Source organism: Nocardia aurantia (assembly GCF_009604425.1).
GTDB classification, from domain to species: Bacteria; Actinomycetota; Actinomycetes; order Mycobacteriales; family Mycobacteriaceae; genus Nocardia; species Nocardia aurantia.
Window position 1 is genome coordinate 53,664 of sequence record NZ_WEGI01000023.1, and the last position, 21,247, is coordinate 74,910.

Here is a 21,247-nt window from a genome sequence, read left to right on the forward strand (position 1 = left end):
CGTCAGATGATCTGCGGGACGGGCGCTTCCGTCAACGCGGTGAGGAATTCCTCCGGGACGTGCGGCCATTCGGGCCGCCACGCGCCGGACACCTGGTCCGCGCGCAACGCGCCCAGGATCGCCACCACGTGCGGGCCGCCGTCGAGAAGGTAACGGACGGAGCCGAAGACGGCGCACTGCGCGGCCACGCGCGCGGCCAGCGCCTTGGCCTCGTCGGTGTGGCCGGCCGCGACCAGACAGCCGATCAACAGGCGGCGGGCCTTCAGCAACTCGCGCGGGCGATCGACGGATTCCAGGCGGTCGACCCAGTCCTGCGCCCACCGGCGGGCCGACTCCGGATCGTCGGGCAGCAGCAGCCGGATGGCGGTGAATTCCTCGTAGAGGACGGTGAATTCGTCGACCGGATCGGCCGGTGCGCGGCGGTCGGCGTAGGCGAGCACCGGCAACTCGCCGAACTCCGGATGCGGCGGCAGGCCGAGCCGCAGGCGCTCGTTCTCGACCTCGGCGCGCAGTCGCGGCAGTCCCATGGCGTGGGCCACCCGTGCGCCCTCGGTGAGCCGGCGGATGGCCGCCGCGCGATCGCCGCGCAGCGCCTTGATCCGGGCGCCGACCACATAGCGGGCGAGTTTGAAATCGACGATGCCGGCGGTGGGCCCGAGTTTGTAGCCGTCGTCGATGAGCCGTTCGGCGGCCGCCACCTCGCCGCGTTCGTAGAGCAGTTCGCCGAGCAGCGCACCGGCCAGGCGCGCGGGATAGCAATGGCTGCCGCCGGTTTGGCGGGCCAGCCGCAACGCGCGCCGGAAGTACTTCTCCGCCGCGGGGATGTCCAGTTGCAGTCCGGCGGCGATGCCGAGGAAGCACAGTCCGTGAATCTCGTTGTAGGAGCCGCGGTTCCGCCGGATGTAGGGAACCGCCCAGCGCTGGCGGCGGAACGCCCCGGTCAGGTCGTAGCGGTAGGCGGCGACGAAGGTGGCGATGTTGGCCGCGATCCCGACCACGTACGGCGGCAGCCGATCCGCGTGCTCGAAGCACGGGGCCAGCTGTTCGTCGATGCCGGACAACCGATCCGCGCGCAGCGCGACCACCGCGTGCACGACATCCGCCTGCGCGCGCAACAGCGTGGTGTCGCCCGGCATCGCGGCCAGCAGATCCTCGGCCCGCCGCAGGGCCTGTCCGGCCGACTCCGGGCGGTGCAGCAGGGTGTTCGCCCAGGCCAGCAGCAGTTGCAGCGGCGGATGGGTGACGACGGCGGCGACCGGCAACGTGTCGACCAGCGCCAGCAGGGCGGCGGCGTGGCCGTGCTCGAGCAGCGCCATCCCGTCCGCCTCGACCAGGGCGACCGCGACCGCGTCGTCCCCGGCCCGCAGCGCGTGGTCGACGGCCTCGCCGACCAGATCCTGCTCGGCGAACCAGCGCGACGCGGCGCGGTGCAGGTCGGTGATCCCCTGCGGCCGGTCCCGTTCCAGGCGCTGCCGCAGGAATTCCGCGAACAGATGGTCGTATCGGAACCAGTGACCGTCGTCGAGCCTGCGCAGGAACAGGTCTCGCTGTTCGATCCGCTCCAGCACCGCCTGCCCGTCCGCGACGCCGGTCAGCGCGGCGGCCAGGTCGCCGCAGACACGGTCGGAGATCGAGGTGGCGGTCAGGAAGTCCAGCAGCTCCGGCTCCAGGGTGTCGAGGACGTTCTCGGCCAGGAATTCCCCGATGAGGTGATGGCGGCCGCTGAGGTGGCCGATCAGCCCGCCGCGATCGTGGCTGTCGCGCAGGGCCAGTGCGGCCAGGCGCAGGGCGGCGATCCAGCCCTCGGTCGCGGCCGTGAGCTCATCGACATCCTCCGGGTCGAGCTCCGGCCCGTCCGGACCCGCCAGAAAGGCCCTGGCCTCCTCCGGCTCGAAACGCAATGCGGTGGAGCCGATCTCGACCAGATCGCAACGCGCACGGGCGGCACTCATCGGCAGGCCGGACCGGCTGCGGCTGGTCACCACCAGGTGCAGTGCGGGACTACAACTCTCGATGAGGAAGCGTAGCGCGGCGGTGGTGGCCGGATCGGTGACGCGATGCCAGTCGTCGATCACCACCACCAATTGCTCACCGCGGGCATCGATGTCGTTGATCAGCGAGGTGAGTACGTACCGTTCGGCCGCGTCGCCGTGCGTCTCCAGGAGCTGACCGAGCTCGCGGGCCAGCGTGGGCGCGACGGTGCGGATCGCCTCGATCAGATGCGACAGGAACCAGATGACGTTGTTGTCGTCGCAGTCGACGGTCAACCAGGCCGCGGCCGTACCCTCCGCGACGAGCGATCCGAACCACTGCGCGGCCAGCGTGCTCTTGCCGAATCCGGTGGGGCCGTGGATGACCGCGAGCCTGCGGTCCCGGCCCTGCCGGAGTATCGCGAGCAGCCGATCGCGCGCTACGAGGCCCGGCGGGGCCGGTGGGGGCCGGAAACGGGTGGCGGGGACCGGCGGCGTGGGCGTGGTGCGGAATCCCGTCGTGCCGGCCCGCACGGCCACCGTACGGGTACCGGCCGCGGTGGTCCGACGGTCCGCGGCCGCGGAGCTACGACCGTCGTTCTGCTCGGGCTCGGATCCGCTGTCCACCAGCGGAATCGGCAGTTCGTCCGGGATCAGGCCGCGCCCGGCCTGGATCTCGCGCAATCGGTCGCCGAATTCCGCCGCGGTGGTGAACCGATCGGATCTGTTGCGGGACATGGCCCGCTCGAGCACGTCCGTGAAATCCGGTGGCAGCCCGTACTCGGCGAGGTCCGGCACCGGCATCCGGGTGATGCGCAGGAACTGCGCCACCAATTGCTCTCCGCTGCGCCGCTCGAACACCGCGTGCCCGGTGGCGGCGCAGAACAGGGTCGCGGCCAGGCCGTAGACGTCGGCCCCGGCGTCCGGCGGCTGCCCTTGCAGCACCTCCGGGGCGGTGAAGGCCGGCGATCCGGTCACCGTACTCGCCGTGGTCACGAAACCGCCCGCCAGCCGGGCGATTCCGAAATCCGCCAGCTGCGGCTCGCCGTAGTCGTCGAGCAGGATGTTGCCGGGCTTCACATCCCGGTGCAGGGTGCCGCCGCGATGCGCGGTCTCCAGCGCCCCGGCGATCCGCACCCCGATGCGCAGCGCCTCGGCCCAGCCTACCGGCCCGCGCTCCTGGATGTGGCTCTCCAGCGAACCGCGCGGGTAGTACGGCATCACGAGGAACGGCCGCCCGGACGCGCTGGTGCCGACCTCGAAGAGGCTGACGATGTTGGGGTGCCCGGACACCTTGCCCATCGCCAGCTGTTCCCGCAGGAAGCGCTCGCGGTTGTCCGAATCCATCTCGGCGGTGAGCAGTTTGACGGCGACCGTGCGGTCGAGTTCGGGCTGACGGCAGCGATACACGACACCGAAACCGCCGCTGCCGATCTCGACGGGGTCGGTGAAACCGGCAGCGTCGAGCTCAACCGCGAACCCCGCGATCGGGTCACGTTCCGTGGAGAGCGGATCGCTGTGCGTCACGACGACCTCGATACAACCTTCGACCTGTACTTCAAGGATATTCCGGTCGAAGCGATCGTGTATCCCCCGGTTTCCCGGGTGTGTCGTTCTCGTGTGTTCCTCGGATCGGGAGGTTTCCGACTGTCGCCACCGGTTGACAGACGGTTACTATCCATTCCTCGAGGATTCCACAGTCAGAAAAGGTTCCTATAGAGGTATGAACGCGATTCCGATCCGTCGGCGCCCGGTGCGTTGGCTGGCGTGTTGGTGTGCGGTGGTGGGGGTTTCGGCATTGGCGACCACGCAGGTGGCCGATGCGCGCCCCGTGGGACTCGCGCCGACCATGGCGCCCCCCACCGTGGTTCCGGTCACGACGTCCTCACCCGGTCTCCTCGTCGATTCGGCGACGGCGATCGCCGGCCAGATGCAGTCCACGATCGACCTGGCCGCACCCGGCAGCCAGGTCGGCATCGAGGTGGTCGACACCACCACCGGCGCCGAAATCGCCGGTATCGGTACCGATCAGCAGTTCTACACCGCCTCGGTGGTGAAGTTGCTGATCGCGCTGGACGCGCTCGATGCCGCGGCGGCCCGGCCCGATCCCGCCGCCCAGCCCGACGCCGCGGCGCCCCCACTCGATTCCGCGGCGCCACAATCCGATCCGACGATCGCCGACCAGGTCCGCGAGATGCTGACCACCAGCGACGACGGCATCGCCGACGAGCTCTGGGTCGCCCAGGGCGGGGTCGACATCGTCACCAGGATGGCCGAGAAGATCGGCCTGCCCGGCACCGTGCCGCCCGAAGATCCCGGCCAATGGGGCGAAACGCGCACCACGCCCAAGGATGTCGCGGCGATCTACCGGTACATCATCGAGTCCGTACCGGAGCCGGAACGCCGGATGATCATGGACGCGCTCGAGCACGTCACCGAGATCTCCGCCGACGGCACCGATCAGCTCTTCGGCATCCCGGACGCGCTGCTGCCCGGTGTCGCGTGGGCGGTGAAACCGGGCTGGATGGCGCTGAATTCGTCGACGACGCTCAACACCACCGGTTTGATCGCGGCCCGCAAGGGCGAGCCGCTGCGCTACATCGTGGTGGTGCTGACCGCGCAGCCGGCCGACATCGGCTGGACCGCCGGCGGCGCGGCACTCACCGCCGGAGTCTCGGTCCTGCGCACCGCGCTCGGCCTGGAGCGCTGAAAGCGCCCGGGCCCGTGGCATAGTCGCGGGCCCGGGACCGGCTCTCCGCCCGGTACCCGAAAAGATCCGGCCCGGACCACATCTCCCGTAGTCCGGGCCGGATCTCGTCCGTGTGCCGCGCGTCAGCTCATTCGTCGTCCCGCTGCTTGGTGGACCGGGCCTTGCGGCGTTCGGCCCGCAGTTCGGCCAGTTCCTGCTCGAGCGAGTCCGCGATGCGGAACTGCCCGGTGTCGTAGATGTTGAACGAGTCGGTCGACGGGTTGCCGTCGTCGACGGACTTCGCCTTGCTGCCGTTGGACTTTCCGTGGACCTTGTCGCCGGTGTCCCGGGCCGGGGCGACGGCGAAGATCGAATCCGTATTGGGCTCGTCCACATCGAGCAGCGACGAGTCCCGGTCGCTCGACACCCGCTCGGAGCCGCGGGTGCTGCGCACCTTGGTGGCGGGCTCGGCGGGCGTGGCCTGCGCCGGCAGCGCGGCGACCGGACGGCTCGAATTCGGCTCGGGCGTACCACCGTCGCGCAGGAAGCTCACGAACGTGGGCATCGAACGGCGGATCTGCTCGGCCGGATCGGGCATGTCGCGCACCGTCTCGGTGGCGCGCGCGATGGCGAGCCCGTACCGCGAGCTGGCGGCGTGGTGGATCAGCAGCGCGACGCCGATCATCACCGGCGCCACGGCGTGCACGGCGACGTCGTACCAGCCGCCGGACTTCATGTACGGATAGGTGTTGAGACCCACGGTGAGCGCGAGCAGCGCCCCTTCCGCGACCGCCACCTGCCGGCGGCTGTCGATGATGCCCCACTCGGCGACCTTGTTGGTGCCGACCATGATGATCACGAGGCAGACGCTGATCATCGCCTCGAGCAGGTAGCTGAACCAGTACAGCGGATCGCTCGGGCCGCCCGGCGCGATGTTGTGCTGCACGTTCACGGCCGACCACAGCATGCCGGCCGCCACCACGCCGGCCAGTGCCCGCAGCGACATGGATCGATGCCGGTACAGCGACGCCAGCTTGGCGTGCGGGCTCGATTCCCGCCGCTGCGCGGCGATGGCCTTCCGGGCGAGCAACAGATCACGCATGTCTGCCTTGGCGATCTCCTGAGAAGTCTTGCGCGCGTGGTTCGACGCCTCCGACAGCGCCTGCACGTGCCGCCAGCGCTGCTCCCGCTCCTCCACGCGGATCTTCTCCGCGAGTTGGCGTTCGGCGGTCAGCTCGTCCTCGGACAGAGCTTCGGTCAGGGCGGGGTCGAACTGGTACGCGAGCCGCCCTCGGGCCTTCTCGACCCGCCGCGCCAGATGCGTAACCTCGTCCCCTACGGGGTGTTCGATGGTCATCTCGCCTCCAGGCCGGTGAGATTCGATGTCAGCCAGTTGATCACGGGTGGTAACGGCACAGGATATTTTTAGTCGAATACCGCCGCGAGCGAAACTCTGGATTAGCCGAGATTCCATCTTCCCTCGGCGTGGCGCGCGCGACACGCCCAGAGTCGGCCATTCCGGCCACCATCGGGACCTGCGGATAATCGGTCGAACCGGCCGGCGAATGCCCCTCGGTACGGTACCGGCTAGTATGCGCGGGTGGCGAAACTGACAGTGTCGGTGGATGTACCGTTGCCGCCGGAGCAGGCCTGGGCGCACGCCGCCGACCTTCGCGAACTGGACCGCTGGCTGGTCATGCACGAGGCATGGCGGGGCGAGGTGCCCGAACAGCTCACCGCCGGAACCCAACTGGTCGGTATCGCCACCGTGAAGGGACTGCGCAATCGGGTGCGCTGGACGGTCCGTACCGCCGACGCGCCGCACCGGCTCGCGCTCGAGGGGGCGGGCAAGGGCGGCACCAAGCTCGGGCTGAGCCTCGACATCGCCGCTCGGGGAAGCGGTTCCGTGGTCACCGTCCGGATCGATCTGGGCGGCCGGCCGTTGTTCGGTCCGATCGGCGCCGTCGTCGCCCAGACCCTGAAGGGCGACATCGACCGCTCGCTGCACCGGTTCGTGGCGTTGTACGCCGCGTGAAGCGCTGCGCCCGAACCGGTTTCGCCGATTCCGCCCGCGCGGCGTAGCGACTCTGCTGGCATGAAGTCCGATCACCCACGGCAGGGAGGCGGATTATGTTGTCACAGCAGGAGATTTCGGACCGGCTGGAGATCCAGGAGCTGATGGCCCGGTACGCGCACGCGGTCGACTCCCGGCAGTGGGATCTGCTCGACGACATCTTCACCACGGACGCGTACATCGACTATTCGGCGACCGGTGGCGCCGCGGGCGATCCGGCCGCGACGAAGAAGTTCCTCGCCGACGTGCTGCCGAATTTCCTGGCCTACCAGCATCTGATCGGGAACGCGCTGATCACGGTGGACGGCGATACCGCCACCGCGCGCTCGATGTGCCACAACCCGATGGTGCTGTCCGACGGGCAGGGCGGGCAGCGGGTGCTGCTCAACGGGCTCTGGTACGTCGACGAGTACGTACGCCTCGACGGCCGGTGGCGGCTGCGGCGGCGGCACCAGGAGAAGAGTTATCAGCTGATGGTCCCGTGACCGGCGCCACGCCCGGCCGCCGCGACTCGCGCGCTCGGGGGCCGTGTGGCGCAGCTCAACTATTTTCCGAGTAAAACATCTATTAAGCTTCTGGGTGCCCCTCCTCGCGCCCGCTCCGCCCCGTGGCCGGCATCGCGCCGCCCGCCACCCCGATCTGCGCCGCGTGCTGCCGATCCGGGGCATGCTGCGACTGCGCCCGGCGGCCGACATCTGGTACAAACCCGCCCTCAGCGGCGTCGTCGCGGTCGGCGTCCCGGATGTGGTCCTGCTCGTCACCGGCCACCTGACGCTCGCGCTCTACACCACCGCGGGCGGGCTGTGCGCGCTGTACGCCCACGGCATGCCGTACGCGGCCCGCGCCCGGACCATGGCCTGGGTGGTGGCGAGCATGTGGGCGGGCACCGCGATCTCACTGACCACCGCGGCCTGCACCGGCTCGGCGGCCGTCCGGGTCGCCGTCGTCGCCGTGCTGGCCGCGGCCTACAAGGTGGGCTGCGACGCCGCCCGCATCGGGCCGCCGGCCAACATCATCTTCACGTTCGTCACCGCGACCGCCGCCTTCACCCCACAGCGCGCCGACCAACTTCCCGGACATCTCGCGCTGGTCCTGCTCACCGGGGTGTTCGCCTGGCTGATCTGCCTGGTTCCCGCGGTGGTCCGGCCCAGCGGGCCGGAGCGCCTCGCGGTCGCCCGGGCACTGCTCGCGGCGTCCCGGCAGGCCGCGTTTCCCGCCGGGGATCCGGCGCTGGACCGGTCCCGGCACGTCACGGCCGTGGCGGTGCAGGCCGCCTGGCAGTCCCTGCGGCAGAGCCATCGCGATCCGGCGCCGCTGGCCCGGTTGCTGATCCGGGCGGAATCCGTTGCCGCCGAATCGGATTCCGGTCCCGATTCCGAGGCCGCCGACCAGCTCGCCGAGTGGTCCCGGCAGTTGCGGCGCGGCCGCGGCGTGCCCGTGGTGTCCCCGGGTGCGGCCGAGGCCGCCGAACTGCGGGGCGCGGCCGCCGACCGCCCCCCCGGCCGCCGGGGACTGCCGGCGATGGTGCGCGCATTCGGTCCGGGCTCGGCGTATTTCCCGATCGGGGTCCGGGTGGCCCTCGGCTGCGCCGCCGCGGGCTGGGTGTCGATGGCGCTGGGCGTGCACCGGCCGTACTGGGCGGTGGTCACCGCCGCCACGGTGTTCGTCGCCAACACGGCGCTGAGCTGGCATCGCGCCGTCCAGCGCACGGTCGGAAATCTGACGGGCGTGGCGGCGTTCACCCTGCTCACGCCCATCACCCACCACCCGGTCACGATGATCGCGGTGGTGCTGGTGTGCCAGATCGGCGCCGAGGCGACGATGTCGCGCAACTATTGGCTGGGCTCCACCTTCGTCACCCCCATGGCCCTGCTGATGACGGAATTCGCCGCGCCGCAGGCCACTTCCGAGCTGGTGCTGAACCGCTGGCTCGACACCTGCGTGGGCGCGGCCGTCGGGCTGGTGGCCTGCTTCGCGATCCCCGATCGCGGGGTCGGCCGGCGCGCCGATGCCGCACTGGATCGCGTGGAGGACGCCATCACCGCGGCCGACGACCGGGCCCGGCTCGCCACCGCCCTGGTCGAACTGCGCGAGTCCGCGGACACCGCGGCCGGGGAATGGTGGAGCAGCGCGCTGCCGGACGAGCGTATCGTCAGCGCCGAACGCCGGGGCCACCGGCTGCTGGCCGACCTCACCACCGGAGCGTCCCGATGAGCGAATCGCGCGACGTGGTCGCGGGAGCCCTGCGGCAATGGGAGATCACCTACCCCGGCCTGGATTTCGAGCCGGTCGCGGTGATCGGCCGGATCAGCCGCTGCGCCACGCTGCTGCAGGAGGTCACCGAGATGCCGCTGGGCCGGGAGGGGATCAGCCGCACCGAATTCGAGCTCCTGTGCGCGCTGCGCCGGGCGGGCGGCCCGACCGGCGAGGCCGTCCCGGTGCCCGAGATCGAGGGCCGCACCCCCAGCCAGCTCGCCCGCGAGACCTACGCCTCCCCCGCCGCCGTCACCAAACGGGTTCGGGCGCTGGAGGAGCGCGGACTCGTCACCCGCCGCTCCGATGCCCGTGATCGCCGAGTTGCCCATCTCACACTCACCGAGTCCGGGCGCGAGCTGGCGGATCGGCTCATCCCGCAACAGCTCTCGTACGAGAAAGAGCTGATCACCGGGCTGCCGGAGGCGAAACGGGCCGACCTCGCGCGCATTCTCAGCGAATTCCTGCTGGTCCTGGAGGGCCAGCTCGGCGGTCGTTGAGCCCGGTCCGGCATCGACGTCCAATTCGGAGGGAGCCTCCGTTTCTGGTAAGTTACTCGAACGAAGATGTTTTCGTGGGGAGGAACGTTCCATGGCGCTCGTCAAATCTCGCCCGCACTACAACCTCGTCTTCGCGGTGTTGCTGGCCGGTGTCAGCGCGTACGCCCTGTTGCAGTCGATGGTGGTGCCGGTCTTCAGCCTGCTCATCCCGGCCCTGCACACCACGCAGAGCACCGCCACCTGGCTGATGACCGGTTATCTGCTCTCCGCCTCGGTCGCGACGCCGATCCTCGGGCGGATCGGTGACAAGGTCGGCAAGGAACGGATGCTCGTCTGCACGCTCCTCGCGCTGACCGTGGGCTCGCTGATCGCCGCGCTCACCGAATCGGTGAGCGTGATGATCGTCGCGCGGGTCATCCAGGGCCTCGGCGGTGGCGTGATCCCGTTGGCGTTCGGCATCATCCGCGACGAATTCCCCGCCCGGAAACTGCACGGCGCGGTCGGCATCGCCTCGTCGCTGCTCGCGGTCGGGTCCGGGGTGGGCCTGGTGCTGGCCGGGCCGATCATCGACCATCTGAACTACCACTGGCTGTTCTGGATTCCGATGATCATGACAGCGCTCGCCACCGTGGCCGCGGTGCTGTTCGTCCCCGCCTCGCCGGTGCGCAGTCCCGGCCGGATCAACTGGTTCGCGGCGCTGCTGCTGTCGGCCTGGCTGGTGGCGCTGCTGCTGGCGGTCAGCGAGGGCCCGAAGTGGGGCTGGGCCTCGCCCACCACCCTGGGTCTGTTCGCCCTGGCGGTGATCACCGTGGCCGGCTGGATCGTCGTCGAATTGCGTTCCACCACACCGCTGATCGATATGCGGACGATGCGGATCCCGGCAGTGTGGACGACCAACGTGGTCGCCGTGCTCACCGGTGTCGGCATGTACGCGATGATGACCTTCCTGCCGCAGCTGTTGCAGACCCCGAGATCGGTGGCGGGCTACGGCCTCAGCGCCGGCATCACCAGATCCGGCGTGTACATGCTGCCGTTGTCGGTGGCCATGTTCATCATCGGCCTCAGCCTCGGCCCGCTGTCCGCGCGGATCGGCCCGAAACTGATCGTGCTGGTGGGCAGTATCCTCACGGTTCCGGCCTTCGCGCTGCTGGCCCTCGGCCACGATCACGACTGGCAGATCTATCTGGCCACGGCCCTGCTCGGAGTGGGCATCGGCCTCTCGTTCTCCTCGATGCCGGCCATCATCGTCGCCGCTGTGCCGCCCGCCCAGACCGGCGCGGCCACCGGGATGAACGCCAACGTCCGCACGGTCGGCGGCGCGATCGGCAGCGCCCTGTCCTCGGTCATCCTGACCTCCGGCGCGCACACCGCACACGGCCTGCCCGCCGACTCCGGCTATTCGAACGTGTTCTGGTTCCTCGGGGGCGTGGCCCTGCTGGCCTCGTTCGCGGCGATCGCGATCCCGTCGGTTCCGGCGCTGGAACCCCAGTCCGAACTGGTCGACACCGTCGCGCCGGAACCCCTGCAGGCCGGCCTGCACGCCCCCGTCGCCCTCCACGAGTCCGCGGTGCACGGCCACATCCGGCACGCCGGCGGCCTGCCGGTCACCGGCGTGATGCTGACCCTGATAGATCCGCACGGACATCAGATCGCGCGCGCGGCGAACACTCCCGACGGCGCCTACCGGATCGACACCCCCGGCCCCGGCGACTACGTCCTGATCGCCGCCGCGAACGGCCATCAGCCGGTCGCGGTCACCGTCGCCCTCGGCGCCCACCCGCAGCGGGTCGACCTGACCCTCCCCGACGCGGGCGAACTGTCCGGCACGGTCCGCACCGCGCACACCGGCGACCCGGTCCCGAACGCGACCGTCACCCTGACCAATCCGCACGGCGAGGTCGTCGGCACCGCGACCACCGGCCCCGACGGCGGCTTCATCTGCCGCGGCGTCCCGTCCGGCACCCACACCGTCGTCGTCACCGCCGCACACCTCCGCCCGGCCGCGACCACCGTCACCGTGCCCGAGAGCGGCCTGCTCCGCCACGACACGACCCTGGAACCGCTGGCCGTCCTCGGCGGCGTCGTCCACGCCGCCGGCCGCACGGTCCCCGACGCTCACGTCACGATCCTGGACACCACCGGCAACCGCATCGCCACCGCCCGCACCGACGACGAGGGCCGCTACGAGGTCCCGCACCTACCCGCCGGCGACTACGTCGTCGTCACCCGCGGCTACCCCACCGTCACCAGCAACGTCCGCGTGGCCGGCACCGAGAACGTCCACGACGTCCAACTCGGCTACGAGGAAGCCCGCCAGCCGGTCCGATAGCGGCGCGATCAGCGCGTGGCGGGCGCGTACAACATCGGCAGATCGATGAGCACGACCTCTCCCGAATGCGCTGCCTCCCTGGCCTTCTCGTTGAATCCGGCGCCGCTGAAGCAGAGCAATTTCGTCCGTCCCACATCGAATTTTCCCTGCCGGGCGAGGATCTCCTTGATGCGCCGCAGTCGTTCGATGTGCCCCGCACCCATGACGTCGTTCCATTTCGCCTCGCCGATGGCGAGCAGCGGCGGCTTCCCCCGATCCGAGACGCCGATCACGGCCACATCGACCTCATGATTCGTCCGTGTGCCGGAATCATGCACGACACCATGACCCACCGTCGCGGGGAGTCCGTCGAACAGATCGGGCTCCGCGTAGTGCAGTGCCCATTCCCGGCAGATCTGCTCGAAATGCGGCCCGAGCACGTTGGCGGCGAACCTGCGACGACTCGCCTGCCACACCCTTCCGGCGCTGCCGGGACGCTCCAACTGGTCCCAGACCGGTCGCATGATGGCGTGATAGAACAGGATCAACGGTTCGGTGATGCGATAGGTCGGGCGATTCTCCCGGAAGACATCGACATCTCGCGACAACAGCCGGACATCCCCGAGGACCGTGATCGGGTGTGCGATATCGGGCGACTTCCGCTCCAGATAATTGGCGATCCCGCCGCGCGTGGCGTTCCCGTCCGCGACCGCACCCAAGACCGAGAGATACAAGGCGGGATCGCGCAACTCGGGTTCCTCGGCGAGGAGATAGCGCGGCTCGCGGAACAGCGGCGTCTCCGGATTGAGGACAGTTCGTATTACCCAGTCGTCGAAATCCGCAGGCCCGGCTGGGACGTCACCGCGAGCGAACTCACGTCGATAGGCCGGCGTGCCACCGACGATCGCGTGCACTCGCAAAGCCAGCTTCGGATCCGTGATCTCCCAGAACTTCGCCGCCAGCGAGTAATCCAGCGGCCGGACCAGCAGATCCATCCCGGCGCGACCGCGGAGCGGGGCATTGCCGGACAAAATCCGCCCCATGAACGACAACGCGGAACCGCAGAGCAGCAGCCGGGTCCGAGAGCTGGTCCGCTGCGCGCGCAAGGGCCGCAGCGCTTCCTGGATGATCGACGGCAGCTCCGGATTCGCCTTGGCCAGATAGGGAAATTCATCGATCACGACGGGGATCGGCCGCTCACGCCCCAAGCCGAGCAGCGCATCGATCACCTCAGCCCAACCGTGGAAATGAAACGGGCTGGCCGGGCGAACATACTCGGTCAACGCGGCACCGATGCGGCGTAGCGATTCGGCATCGGCCGCCTCCGTCGCACCGAAGTAGAAACCACCGGCCGCCTGGCAGATACCTTCGAGCAGGAACGTTTTGCCCTGACGCCGACGACCGGAAACCACTCCGAGCGTCGCGCCGGGCTGCTCGTCCTGCACGAATCTGGTCAGCACCGACCACTCGTAGTCGCGGTCGAACATGTCGGCAGGCTTCCGCACGGCGCTCCCACGATTTATAGGACTACAGTTCATAGAACTGTACACCTACAATATGGCGAGCAATGCTCTCACTAGTTGTCCTCGCCGATTAATTCGCGAGCCATGGCCGGTCCTACCTCCGACCGAGGTTGTGACCCCGACCGGTGAGGATTCCCATGAGCACGAACGCACTGCCACCCGTTGTCGACGCCGCCGCCTGGCAGCGGGAGCTGGACGCGCTGCGCGTCCGGGAGAAGGCGGCGACCCGCGAACTCGACGCGATCGCCGCGCAGCGCCGCCGACTGCCGATGGTGGAGATGCCCGAGTACGTCCTCGACAGCGAGAGCGGCCCGGTGCGGCTGGCGGACATCTTCGAGGGCAACTCCCAGCTGATCGTCTACCACCACATGTGGTTTCCGGGCGAGGAGTGGCAGTGCCCGGGCTGCACCGGTTTCACCTCGCAGTTCACCCGGCTGGAATTCCTCGGCAACTACGATGCCCGCTTCGTCGTCGTCACCCAGGGCCCGATCGACGAGGCGCTGGCCTATCGGCGTCGCGTCGGCAACCGCATGACCTGGTATTCGACCGCGAACAGCCCGTTCGGCGCCGATGTCGGTGCCCCGCTCGGCGGCGGCTTCGCCGTCAACGTCTTCCTGCGCGACGGCGACACCGTCTACCGCACCTGGCACACGAACGGCCGTGGCACCGAACAACTCACACACACCTTCGCGCTGATCGACCTGTTGCCGTACGGCCGTCAGGAGGAATGGCAGGACTCCCCCGCGGGCTGGCCCCAGTCCCCCACGTACAGCCGCTGGGGCGGCTCGAAAGATATCGCCGCGCAATACGGCGAGGGCTGAGTGAGGTGGCGCCCGACGGACGACCCGTAGGGCGACCACACTAGGCCGGAACGCTTCCTCGCGATACGGCATGATCCCGGCCATAAGGACCTCGCCTACACGCGGCCCCGACCGTTGCGCAGAACCACCGGCGTCAGCACGGCCTGATCAGACAGTCCGGCCCGGGGAAGACCAGGCCCTCGTGCCCGTCGTCGAACCGCACCACATACGGAGGCGCGCCGTCATTTCCCCGGACCTCGACGATCTCACCTCCGTGATCGGCCATGCCCACAGCGCGGCCATGCATCACCACTTGGTCTCCGACCTTCGCCTGCATCGAGCAACCTCCCTCTGAGCAGTCGTTGTGCACCAGCCGAGCAGTCACTACGCCACACAGTATGAGCGACCACCGTCGCACCCACGGTTCCGAACACACATCAGTGCGGCGGCGATCAGTGCACCCCCGGTCAGGGTCCGCGCGCAACGTCGCTGCCGGCGATCCACGCCCCCCGACACCGCGCGAGATTTGCCCGCCGAAGCCGCGACCGATGCCCGGTCACAATTTGGAGTGGAAGCACGGACAGGCCACGATCGCGGCGGCCCCAGGTTCGCCCAGCGCCACAGCCCTTCAGCTACTGGCCAATCCGATCACGAAAGCCGCCGCGCAAGCCTGAACTCGTTCCCGCCCGGCGGCTTTCACGCTCAGACGCGCCGCCGCCGGAACCCACCCCGGGACCGCCACTGACTGCGATTGGGTATCCGAGCACTCAACCCCGCCAGATGCAGGGACATGCCCAGCAATCCGGCGATGACGAATCCTTCGATGGTGGCACCTGACGAGCCCCCGCCGATATTGAGCAGCAACGCGATGACGAACAGAACTGAAGCGATGATGGCGAACATGTTCCGGTCATACCCAGGATCACGGGTTTGCACCCCGGACCGCATCGTCGGCCGGACGGATAAATCCGGCAAAGGCCGCCCTCCGAACCCAGGCCGCCACCCGACGACGACGGTCGCACCCGGCGCCGGTCCACGCTCCTCAACCGAAAAGGCTAGGGCTGGATCGGTTCCCGCATCGGCCGACCCGACCTCCGCGACCACCGGACCACGACACCGCCGAAGATCAGCCCCACACACCATCCCGCGAGCACATCGCTGGGCCAATGCGCCCCGAGATAGACCATCGCACCGCCCACCCACACGGCACCCAGCACGAGAAGGCAAGCCGCCCAACGGCGTTCGCCCGGCCAGGGCACCACCGCATACAGGGCCACCGCCCCGGCGGCCGTCATCGCCGCCACCGTCGACGGCATCGCCGAGGAATGCACGAACACCAGCGACACCTCCCGCGGCGGCCGCGGCCGATCGATGAAGTGCTTGAACACCCTCGCCACCACCTCGGCAAGCACCACCGAACCGACCACGGTCAGGACCCCGCGCCGCCAGCGGCGCACAACCACCGCGACCACCAGCGACACCAGCACCACGAGCACCAGCGTGCGGTCGTTGGTGCCGATGTTCATCGCCCACCGCGCCACCGAGGTCGCCACCGGATTCCGGTGCCGAGCCAGTAGCCGCATGATCTCCAGATCAACACCCACTCGACACATTGTGCCGAGCACACCCGAACACACTGCTCGTCGGGCCGGTATCGGCCGGGCTCACCGCCGCAGTGTGCTGAAGAACTGCCAGATGACCGCCGAGGCATCGAACTGCCGGCTGACCTTACCGACGATCGCCTGCGGAAGGTATTGCGACCCGTCCGGCCAGGTGTGCCCACCGCCGGCCACCGAATAGAGCTGAACCCGGCTGCCGTCCCGGCATCCATCGGTCACCGACACCGTGACGGTCGTCCCGTCGTGCGCGGTATCCGGCAGCGTATCCACAGCCGCAGGCGCAGCGCACCCGTCGACGGACCGCCATCGCTGTTGCGTGGCCTCCGCCGACGAGACCGGCACCGCCCCGGGACCACCGTGACCGTTACTGGTGATCCGCACCGGACCACCGGCGTACGGCACGATCGGATCATCGGTCCCGTGGATCTCGAGCACCGAAACCGCCTGCGGTGGTTGACATGTGGCCACAGCCGACTGCGAGAGCTCCCCGGCGACCGGCGCGATCGCGGCGATCCTGCCGCCGAGCCGGCACCCCAGATCCTCGGTGAACATCGCGCCGTTGGACATCCCGGTCGCGAAGATCCGTGCCGGATCGGCGTGATTGTCGGCCACAAGCCGATCGATGATCGCCGACACGAACCCGACATCATCGATCCCGGCGGCCCCCGCCTTCGTATCCGCGCCACGACTGTCGCTCCACGACCGCTCGTACCCCGCCGGGTACACCGCGATGAATCCGGCACCATCGGACAGCCGATCGAATTTCGTCTCACGCTCCATCTGCGCCGCTGTCCCCCCGCCACCGTGGAACGCGAGCACCACCGGAAGCGGACCGTAGACCGGATGGGACGGCGCGTGCACGATGTATTCACGCTGACGGCCCGCGAACTCGAAGGACACCGTCGTACCGTCGGCCGCGTGCACCCGACCGGCGCACCCGGCGACGGACCCCACCGCCACACCCACCGCGACCGCCAGGATCGCCGCCGCCCCACGCCGTCCCACCATCGGTACTCCTACTGTCCCCGGTGCCCGGCACCGTCGAATCCTCGGACACGTCACCCGAATCCGGCACTGTGTCCGCTCGGCAAGGCGCGGGCCCCTCGAATACGAGGCACCGGAACCGAGGCTACGGCCGCCCCATTACCGAATCCGCGCCGAAATCGTGTGAAGACGATGAGAAGACCGTCGACGCCGACGCCACCTGTTCCGCCGAAGTGCGCGATCGTATCGTCGATCTCATGGACGCTGCCTTCGCCCGGGCCATGTGGCGAGTTCTCGAACCACTGCACGGAGTCACCTACTTCGCCCCCGAATGCACCGCCGCATTCACAGCAGCCGGCCTGCGCGGTTACTGGATGGGCTACTTCGCCGGGCGAGCCGCCCCCCTCGGCCCGGTCGGCCCCACCGTGGTGGAAGCCGTCTTCTACAACTTCCACCCCGAGATGGTCCGCCGCGCGATCCCCGACGCCTGGCACTTCGCCACTCCCGCAACGATTCTCGATGCACGCCGCACGTCGGCCGCGGCCGTGCTGCGCGACCTGGCGCCCGACCTCACCGACGTCGCGGCCCGGGTACTCCCCACCCTGACCGCGGCCGTCGACGCCGCCACCGCATACGGCCGCACACTGTTCGCCGCCAACCGCGACCTCCCGGCCCCTGATGAACCGGCCGAGGCCCTGTGGCAAGCGATGACCACCCTCCGCGAGCATCGCGGCGACGGCCATTTCGCCACCCTCCTGGCCGAAGGACTCGACGGCTGCGAGGCCGTCGTCCTCTTCTCCGCCGACACCGGCACGGCGCCGGAAATGTGGCGCGATTACCGCCGCTGGAGCGAAACCGATTGGGCAGCAGCCCGATCCCGTCTGACCGACCGCGGCCTACTGACGGAGTCGAGCACACCCACCGAAGCCGGCCGCGCGCTGCGAGCCCACATCGAATCCCGCACCGACCACCTCGCCGCCACCGCCTACCACGGCATCCCCGACATCGGGACCACCCTCGAAGCCCTGACCCCCGCCGCCCGCGCCGTCGAATCCGCCGGCCTGGCCAACTCCGCCGACTTCCTGCGCGCGGGCAAAGTGTGACTCACACTGTCGGCTGTCCCGCAGGAGCGCTTCGTTGCCGAGGTCGACGAACTAGGGTGGCCGGGAGCAGGATCGCCTACCGGTACCACAATCCGGTACCATTGATGCAGAATCAGACGTCAGGAGACCCTCTGTGACCAGCATGTCTGCCAGCGAAGCGCGCGCCAACCTATACCCGCTCATAGAACAGGTGAACGACGACGCCGTCGCCATCCACATCACCAGCCGCAAAGGCAACGCTGTCCTGATCTCCGAGGACGAGTACAACTCACTTCACGAGACGCTGTACCTGCTACGTTCACCAGCCAATGCCGCGCGGCTCACGCAGGGCATCGCTCAACTGGAAGCCGGCGAGGTGGTCGAAGTGGATACGGAGCGGCTCGCGGAAGAGCTCGAATGAAGGTCACCTTCGCGAAAGTCGCGTTCGAAGACCTCGGCCACTGGATCGAGACCGATCGCAAGATGGCGCTTCGGGTCATGCGCCTGATCAACGATATTCAACGCGATCCGTTCTCCGGACTAGGCAAGCCCGAGCCCTTGAAAGGGGACAAGTCCGGATACTGGTCCCGCCGGATCAACGATGAGCACCGCCTGGTCTACGCCGTATCCGAAAACAGCATTCTTATCGCGCAGGCTCGCTACCACTACTGACGCACGACCTTGACGCGCAGAAAAATGCCAAAATACTTCGAGGTCGACTCCGCAGATGGCCGACCGGTAATCACTGACGACCAGCAGGACCAGGACCGCAGTCCTCCGGACGATGAACAGACCGATGGTGGAGGTCATGTTATCACACTGCACGGTAAACGACCGCACAGCCTTCGGATGACAGCCAGCAACTTCGCCAGCCATAACAACCGGCGCTGTTACAAGCTTTACTTAAAATGGCGGTACATTTACCAGACTCTTCGCATCAGCAGGCTGCAGCGCTCTCGGTTCCTCAAAATCTAAGACCACTGGTAAGCTATCGTTGCTGACAAGTAATCGAGTAGTCCATAAGCATGCAATTGAACTCGAATCATAATTTGACAGATACGCCTCTCCAATTAGCAACCAACGAGTAGTGACGATCGACCATATCTTATTCTTGATTCGATACGATTTTCCGTCCTCGACCGAGACCAGATTTGCCGCTACGGGAGGTTCGGTCCACTCCGCCCATGATACGGATAGTTCTTCCGCCCTATTTGCCCACCCGTCTGCGCCACTAATTTTGCTGGACGGACCAGGAACCCTAACTCCATTGAAAAAATTCGGTATAGAAGATCCCGACCAAACTCGAGCAAGGATCTCGAAAGCAGCCCTCTGGCCCGTCCCCAGTGAATGAGACCGCTGGGTATTAGAGTCCTGTTGGCCCTGATCAGGGCCTGGAAGGGACGATAGGGATCATGGCTGGACGCAAGCGGCATTCCGCGGAGGAGATCGTGCGGAAGCTGCGCCGTGCCGACGAGTTGGCGGCGGCGGGCATGTCCGGAGAGGAGATCGCCGCGGAGCTGGGGATCTCGGCGGCGACGATGTACAACTGGCGCCGTCAGTACGGCGGTGTGGACACCGACGCGGCCAAAGAGCTCAAAGAGCTGCGGGAACAGAACGCTCGGCTCAAGCGGTTGCTGGCCGATGCCGAGTTGGAGAAGGACGCGCTGCGGGAGATCGCGAAGGGAAAATTCTGAGCCCATCCGCCAAGCGCCGCGCCGTCGACATGCTCAAGCAGGTCAAGTGCATGTCGGAACGGTTGGCGTGCAAGGTGGTTGGGCTTCACCGCTCGACGTATCGGCGGTTGCCGGCCGCGCAGACCCCCGCGGATCCGGATGCCGGTTTGCGGGCCTGGCTGCGTTCTTACGCCACGAAACACCAGGGCCATGGGTTCCGCCGCGCCTGGGCGGCACTGCGGTTCGACGAGGGTTCGGAAGTGAACAAGAAGAAGGTTCACCGGCTCTGGCGGGAAGAAGGCTTGCAGGTGCGCGAGCACTCGCCGCGCAAGCGGGCCGGGTGCTCGTCGGTGTCCGCGGTCGAGGCGGATGCTCCGAAAACGGTGTGGGCGTTGGATTTCCAGTTCGACTCCACCATCGACGGGCGGGCGGTGAAGATCGCGTCGATGATCGACGAGCACACCCGCGAATCGCTGCTGCACCTGGTCGAGCGGTCGATCACCGCCGAGAAGCTGGTGGACGAGTTGAAGAAGGTGTTCGCCGCCCGCGGCGGCCCGCCGAAGGTGCTGCGCATGGACAACGGGCCGGAAATGATTTCTCATGCGCTGCAACGTTTTTGCGCCGATCGCGTCGGGATCGTCTACATTCCGCCCGGGACGCCGTGGAACAACGGATTCATCGAGTCGTTCAACCGTCGGCTGCGGGCCGAGTGCCTCAACCGCAACCACTGGACGAGCCTGCTCGAAGCCCGGGTCGTGATCGGCGACTTCAAGACCGAGCACAACCATCGGCACCGACACTCGGCGCTGGGGTATCTCACCCCGGCCGAGTACGCTGCCCAATGCGGCCACACCCACCACCCCGTGGCCTGCGACATCAACTGAAACTGGATCGAATACAACCCGGACTCCAAGACCGGGTGGTCCCGTCATCGGGGACCGGTCACCTCGATATACGTTCGCAGAATTCGATTCGCCACATCATTTCTTCGTGTAGCGCAGGATCAAATTTCACCTCCTCTGCAAACTCTTGCACTACCTCATCGACACTAGTCATCTGGACGAATCGACCTTCAATGCCCCTCAGATCACCATTGAGCTCCTCGGGCCGATCTTTCCCACTTCCGAAGTCTTTGGTGTTTCCGCTGACAAAATATACCTTCTCGGCCGGGTTCCCCTTGGCGTATCCAACTGCAGCAAGCCAGATTGCAGCATCGCGTGCGCCGATCTTAGGTGACTGCGGATTGTCACCAACTCTTCTGGCCGGAGGAATGAGATTCGCCTCTCGGTAGAGCGCCTGAGCAAGGATTTCAGGTTGGATATCAATAACTTCTGCAAGTTTCTGATATTCCGCCCTCCAGTGATCACGAACCTTATCAATTCTCGGCAGCGCCGTGCGCGATATACTCCAAGGAGTCAGTTTCGCTAGCTGCTCATTAGCCGAGCGCGCTTTCTCGTAACTGCTAGCGTATTTTAGAACCTGCTGAGCCGCCAACTCCTCCAACACCATCCATGGTACCGCGATTCGTTGTACGCCCGACTCCTTTATCGCCCTCAATAGCTCCGCAGTACTACTCTTCAGTCCAAGGCCACGCAAAATGCTTGTATCCAGAATTATCATTCTATATCCTAAAATATGTCGGTAGCTTAGAGCTCCTAACAGGTTCGGTCGGCTTGCGCTGAGACATGTTGTTGTGCAGCATGTTTCGTTGTGGCAGCACCTTGGGTCGTGAACGACGAGTTGTGGTCGGTTATCGAGCCGCTACTACCGGT

At 67.6% G+C, this 21,247-nt stretch carries 19 protein-coding genes; 11 read left to right on the top strand and 8 right to left on the bottom strand.

What is annotated here, in order from left to right:
- Positions 1-2: 2 nt before the first annotated feature.
- The gene (locus NRB56_RS36845) at positions 3-3,497 is read right to left on the bottom strand and encodes a protein kinase domain-containing protein (RefSeq protein WP_319944073.1); all 3,495 of its coding nucleotides are present in this window, start codon (positions 3,495-3,497) and stop codon (positions 3-5) included.
- Between the two features lie 271 nt (positions 3,498-3,768).
- Between NRB56_RS36845 and NRB56_RS36850 the strand changes: the two genes are divergently transcribed.
- On the top strand, positions 3,769-4,680 hold the full coding sequence (locus NRB56_RS36850) for a serine hydrolase (RefSeq protein WP_194291128.1): 912 nt from the start codon (positions 3,769-3,771) through the stop codon (positions 4,678-4,680).
- A 127-nt stretch (positions 4,681-4,807) separates the two neighbouring features.
- On the opposite strand, the gene NRB56_RS36855 is transcribed toward NRB56_RS36850, so the two are convergent.
- Complete coding sequence (locus tag NRB56_RS36855) at positions 4,808-6,016, bottom strand: hypothetical protein (RefSeq protein ID WP_153348997.1); 1,209 nt, start codon at positions 6,014-6,016, stop codon at positions 4,808-4,810.
- A gap of 243 nt (positions 6,017-6,259) precedes the next feature.
- On the opposite strand from NRB56_RS36855, the gene NRB56_RS36860 reads away from it, so the two are divergent.
- From NRB56_RS36860 to NRB56_RS36880, 5 genes are all read left to right on the top strand, one after another.
- A complete protein-coding gene (locus NRB56_RS36860; protein WP_319944074.1) occupies positions 6,260-6,694 on the top strand; it encodes a type II toxin-antitoxin system Rv0910 family toxin in 435 nt (144 codons plus the stop codon).
- Positions 6,695-6,789: 95 nt separating this feature from the next.
- A complete protein-coding gene (locus NRB56_RS36865; protein ID WP_153348998.1) occupies positions 6,790-7,218 on the top strand; it encodes a nuclear transport factor 2 family protein in 429 nt (142 codons plus the stop codon).
- Positions 7,219-7,312: 94 nt separating this feature from the next.
- The gene (locus NRB56_RS40365; protein WP_319944075.1) at positions 7,313-8,947 is read left to right on the top strand and encodes an FUSC family protein; all 1,635 of its coding nucleotides are present in this window, start codon (positions 7,313-7,315) and stop codon (positions 8,945-8,947) included.
- Positions 8,944-9,486, top strand: coding sequence for a MarR family winged helix-turn-helix transcriptional regulator (locus tag NRB56_RS36875; RefSeq protein ID WP_153348999.1), 543 nt, complete (start codon positions 8,944-8,946; stop codon positions 9,484-9,486). The genes NRB56_RS40365 and NRB56_RS36875 overlap by 4 nt, the downstream gene beginning before the upstream one ends.
- A gap of 91 nt (positions 9,487-9,577) precedes the next feature.
- The gene (locus tag NRB56_RS36880) at positions 9,578-11,815 is read left to right on the top strand and encodes an MFS transporter (protein ID WP_153349000.1); all 2,238 of its coding nucleotides are present in this window, start codon (positions 9,578-9,580) and stop codon (positions 11,813-11,815) included.
- Positions 11,816-11,823: 8 nt separating this feature from the next.
- Here the strand turns inward: NRB56_RS36880 and NRB56_RS36885 are convergent, their stop codons facing one another.
- Entirely contained in the window at positions 11,824-13,299 is a 1,476-nt protein-coding gene (locus NRB56_RS36885) for an AAA family ATPase (RefSeq protein ID WP_319944076.1), read from the bottom strand.
- A 155-nt stretch (positions 13,300-13,454) separates the two neighbouring features.
- On the opposite strand from NRB56_RS36885, the gene NRB56_RS36890 reads away from it, so the two are divergent.
- Positions 13,455-14,138, top strand: coding sequence for a DUF899 domain-containing protein (locus NRB56_RS36890; RefSeq protein WP_153349002.1), 684 nt, complete (start codon positions 13,455-13,457; stop codon positions 14,136-14,138).
- 133 nt (positions 14,139-14,271) lie between these two features.
- On the opposite strand, the gene NRB56_RS36895 is transcribed toward NRB56_RS36890, so the two are convergent.
- From NRB56_RS36895 to NRB56_RS36910, 4 genes are all read right to left on the bottom strand, one after another.
- A complete protein-coding gene (locus NRB56_RS36895) occupies positions 14,272-14,454 on the bottom strand; it encodes a DUF1918 domain-containing protein (protein ID WP_153349003.1) in 183 nt (60 codons plus the stop codon).
- A 365-nt stretch (positions 14,455-14,819) separates the two neighbouring features.
- Positions 14,820-15,020: a hypothetical protein gene (locus tag NRB56_RS36900; RefSeq protein WP_153349004.1), complete on the bottom strand. Its 201-nt coding sequence runs from the start codon at positions 15,018-15,020 to the stop codon at positions 14,820-14,822.
- Between the two features lie 152 nt (positions 15,021-15,172).
- Complete coding sequence (locus NRB56_RS36905; RefSeq protein WP_194291129.1) at positions 15,173-15,721, bottom strand: phosphatase PAP2 family protein; 549 nt, start codon at positions 15,719-15,721, stop codon at positions 15,173-15,175.
- A gap of 60 nt (positions 15,722-15,781) precedes the next feature.
- Positions 15,782-16,744 carry an extracellular catalytic domain type 1 short-chain-length polyhydroxyalkanoate depolymerase gene (locus NRB56_RS36910; RefSeq protein WP_153349006.1) on the bottom strand — a complete coding sequence of 321 codons (963 nt, stop codon included), beginning with the start codon at positions 16,742-16,744 and terminating at the stop codon, positions 15,782-15,784.
- A gap of 233 nt (positions 16,745-16,977) precedes the next feature.
- Between NRB56_RS36910 and NRB56_RS36915 the strand changes: the two genes are divergently transcribed.
- The 4 genes from NRB56_RS36915 (at position 16,978) to NRB56_RS36930 (ending at position 20,359) form a co-directional block, all read left to right on the top strand.
- Complete coding sequence (locus NRB56_RS36915) at positions 16,978-17,823, top strand: SCO6745 family protein (RefSeq protein ID WP_153349007.1); 846 nt, start codon at positions 16,978-16,980, stop codon at positions 17,821-17,823.
- Between the two features lie 142 nt (positions 17,824-17,965).
- Positions 17,966-18,223, top strand: coding sequence for a type II toxin-antitoxin system Phd/YefM family antitoxin (locus NRB56_RS36920; RefSeq protein WP_153349028.1), 258 nt, complete (start codon positions 17,966-17,968; stop codon positions 18,221-18,223).
- The gene (locus tag NRB56_RS36925) at positions 18,220-18,474 is read left to right on the top strand and encodes a Txe/YoeB family addiction module toxin (protein WP_153349008.1); all 255 of its coding nucleotides are present in this window, start codon (positions 18,220-18,222) and stop codon (positions 18,472-18,474) included. The genes NRB56_RS36920 and NRB56_RS36925 overlap by 4 nt, the downstream gene beginning before the upstream one ends.
- Before the next feature lie 740 nt (positions 18,475-19,214).
- Positions 19,215-20,359, top strand: a protein-coding gene (locus NRB56_RS36930; RefSeq protein ID WP_153349009.1) for an IS3 family transposase whose coding sequence is annotated in 2 segments (ribosomal slippage) — positions 19,215-19,482 and positions 19,482-20,359 — 1,146 coding nt in all. Because the reading frame shifts where the segments join, the coding sequence is not laid out codon by codon here.
- A gap of 58 nt (positions 20,360-20,417) precedes the next feature.
- On the opposite strand, the gene NRB56_RS36935 is transcribed toward NRB56_RS36930, so the two are convergent.
- A complete protein-coding gene (locus NRB56_RS36935) occupies positions 20,418-21,095 on the bottom strand; it encodes a PIN domain-containing protein (RefSeq protein ID WP_153349010.1) in 678 nt (225 codons plus the stop codon).
- Positions 21,096-21,247 lie beyond the last annotated feature (152 nt).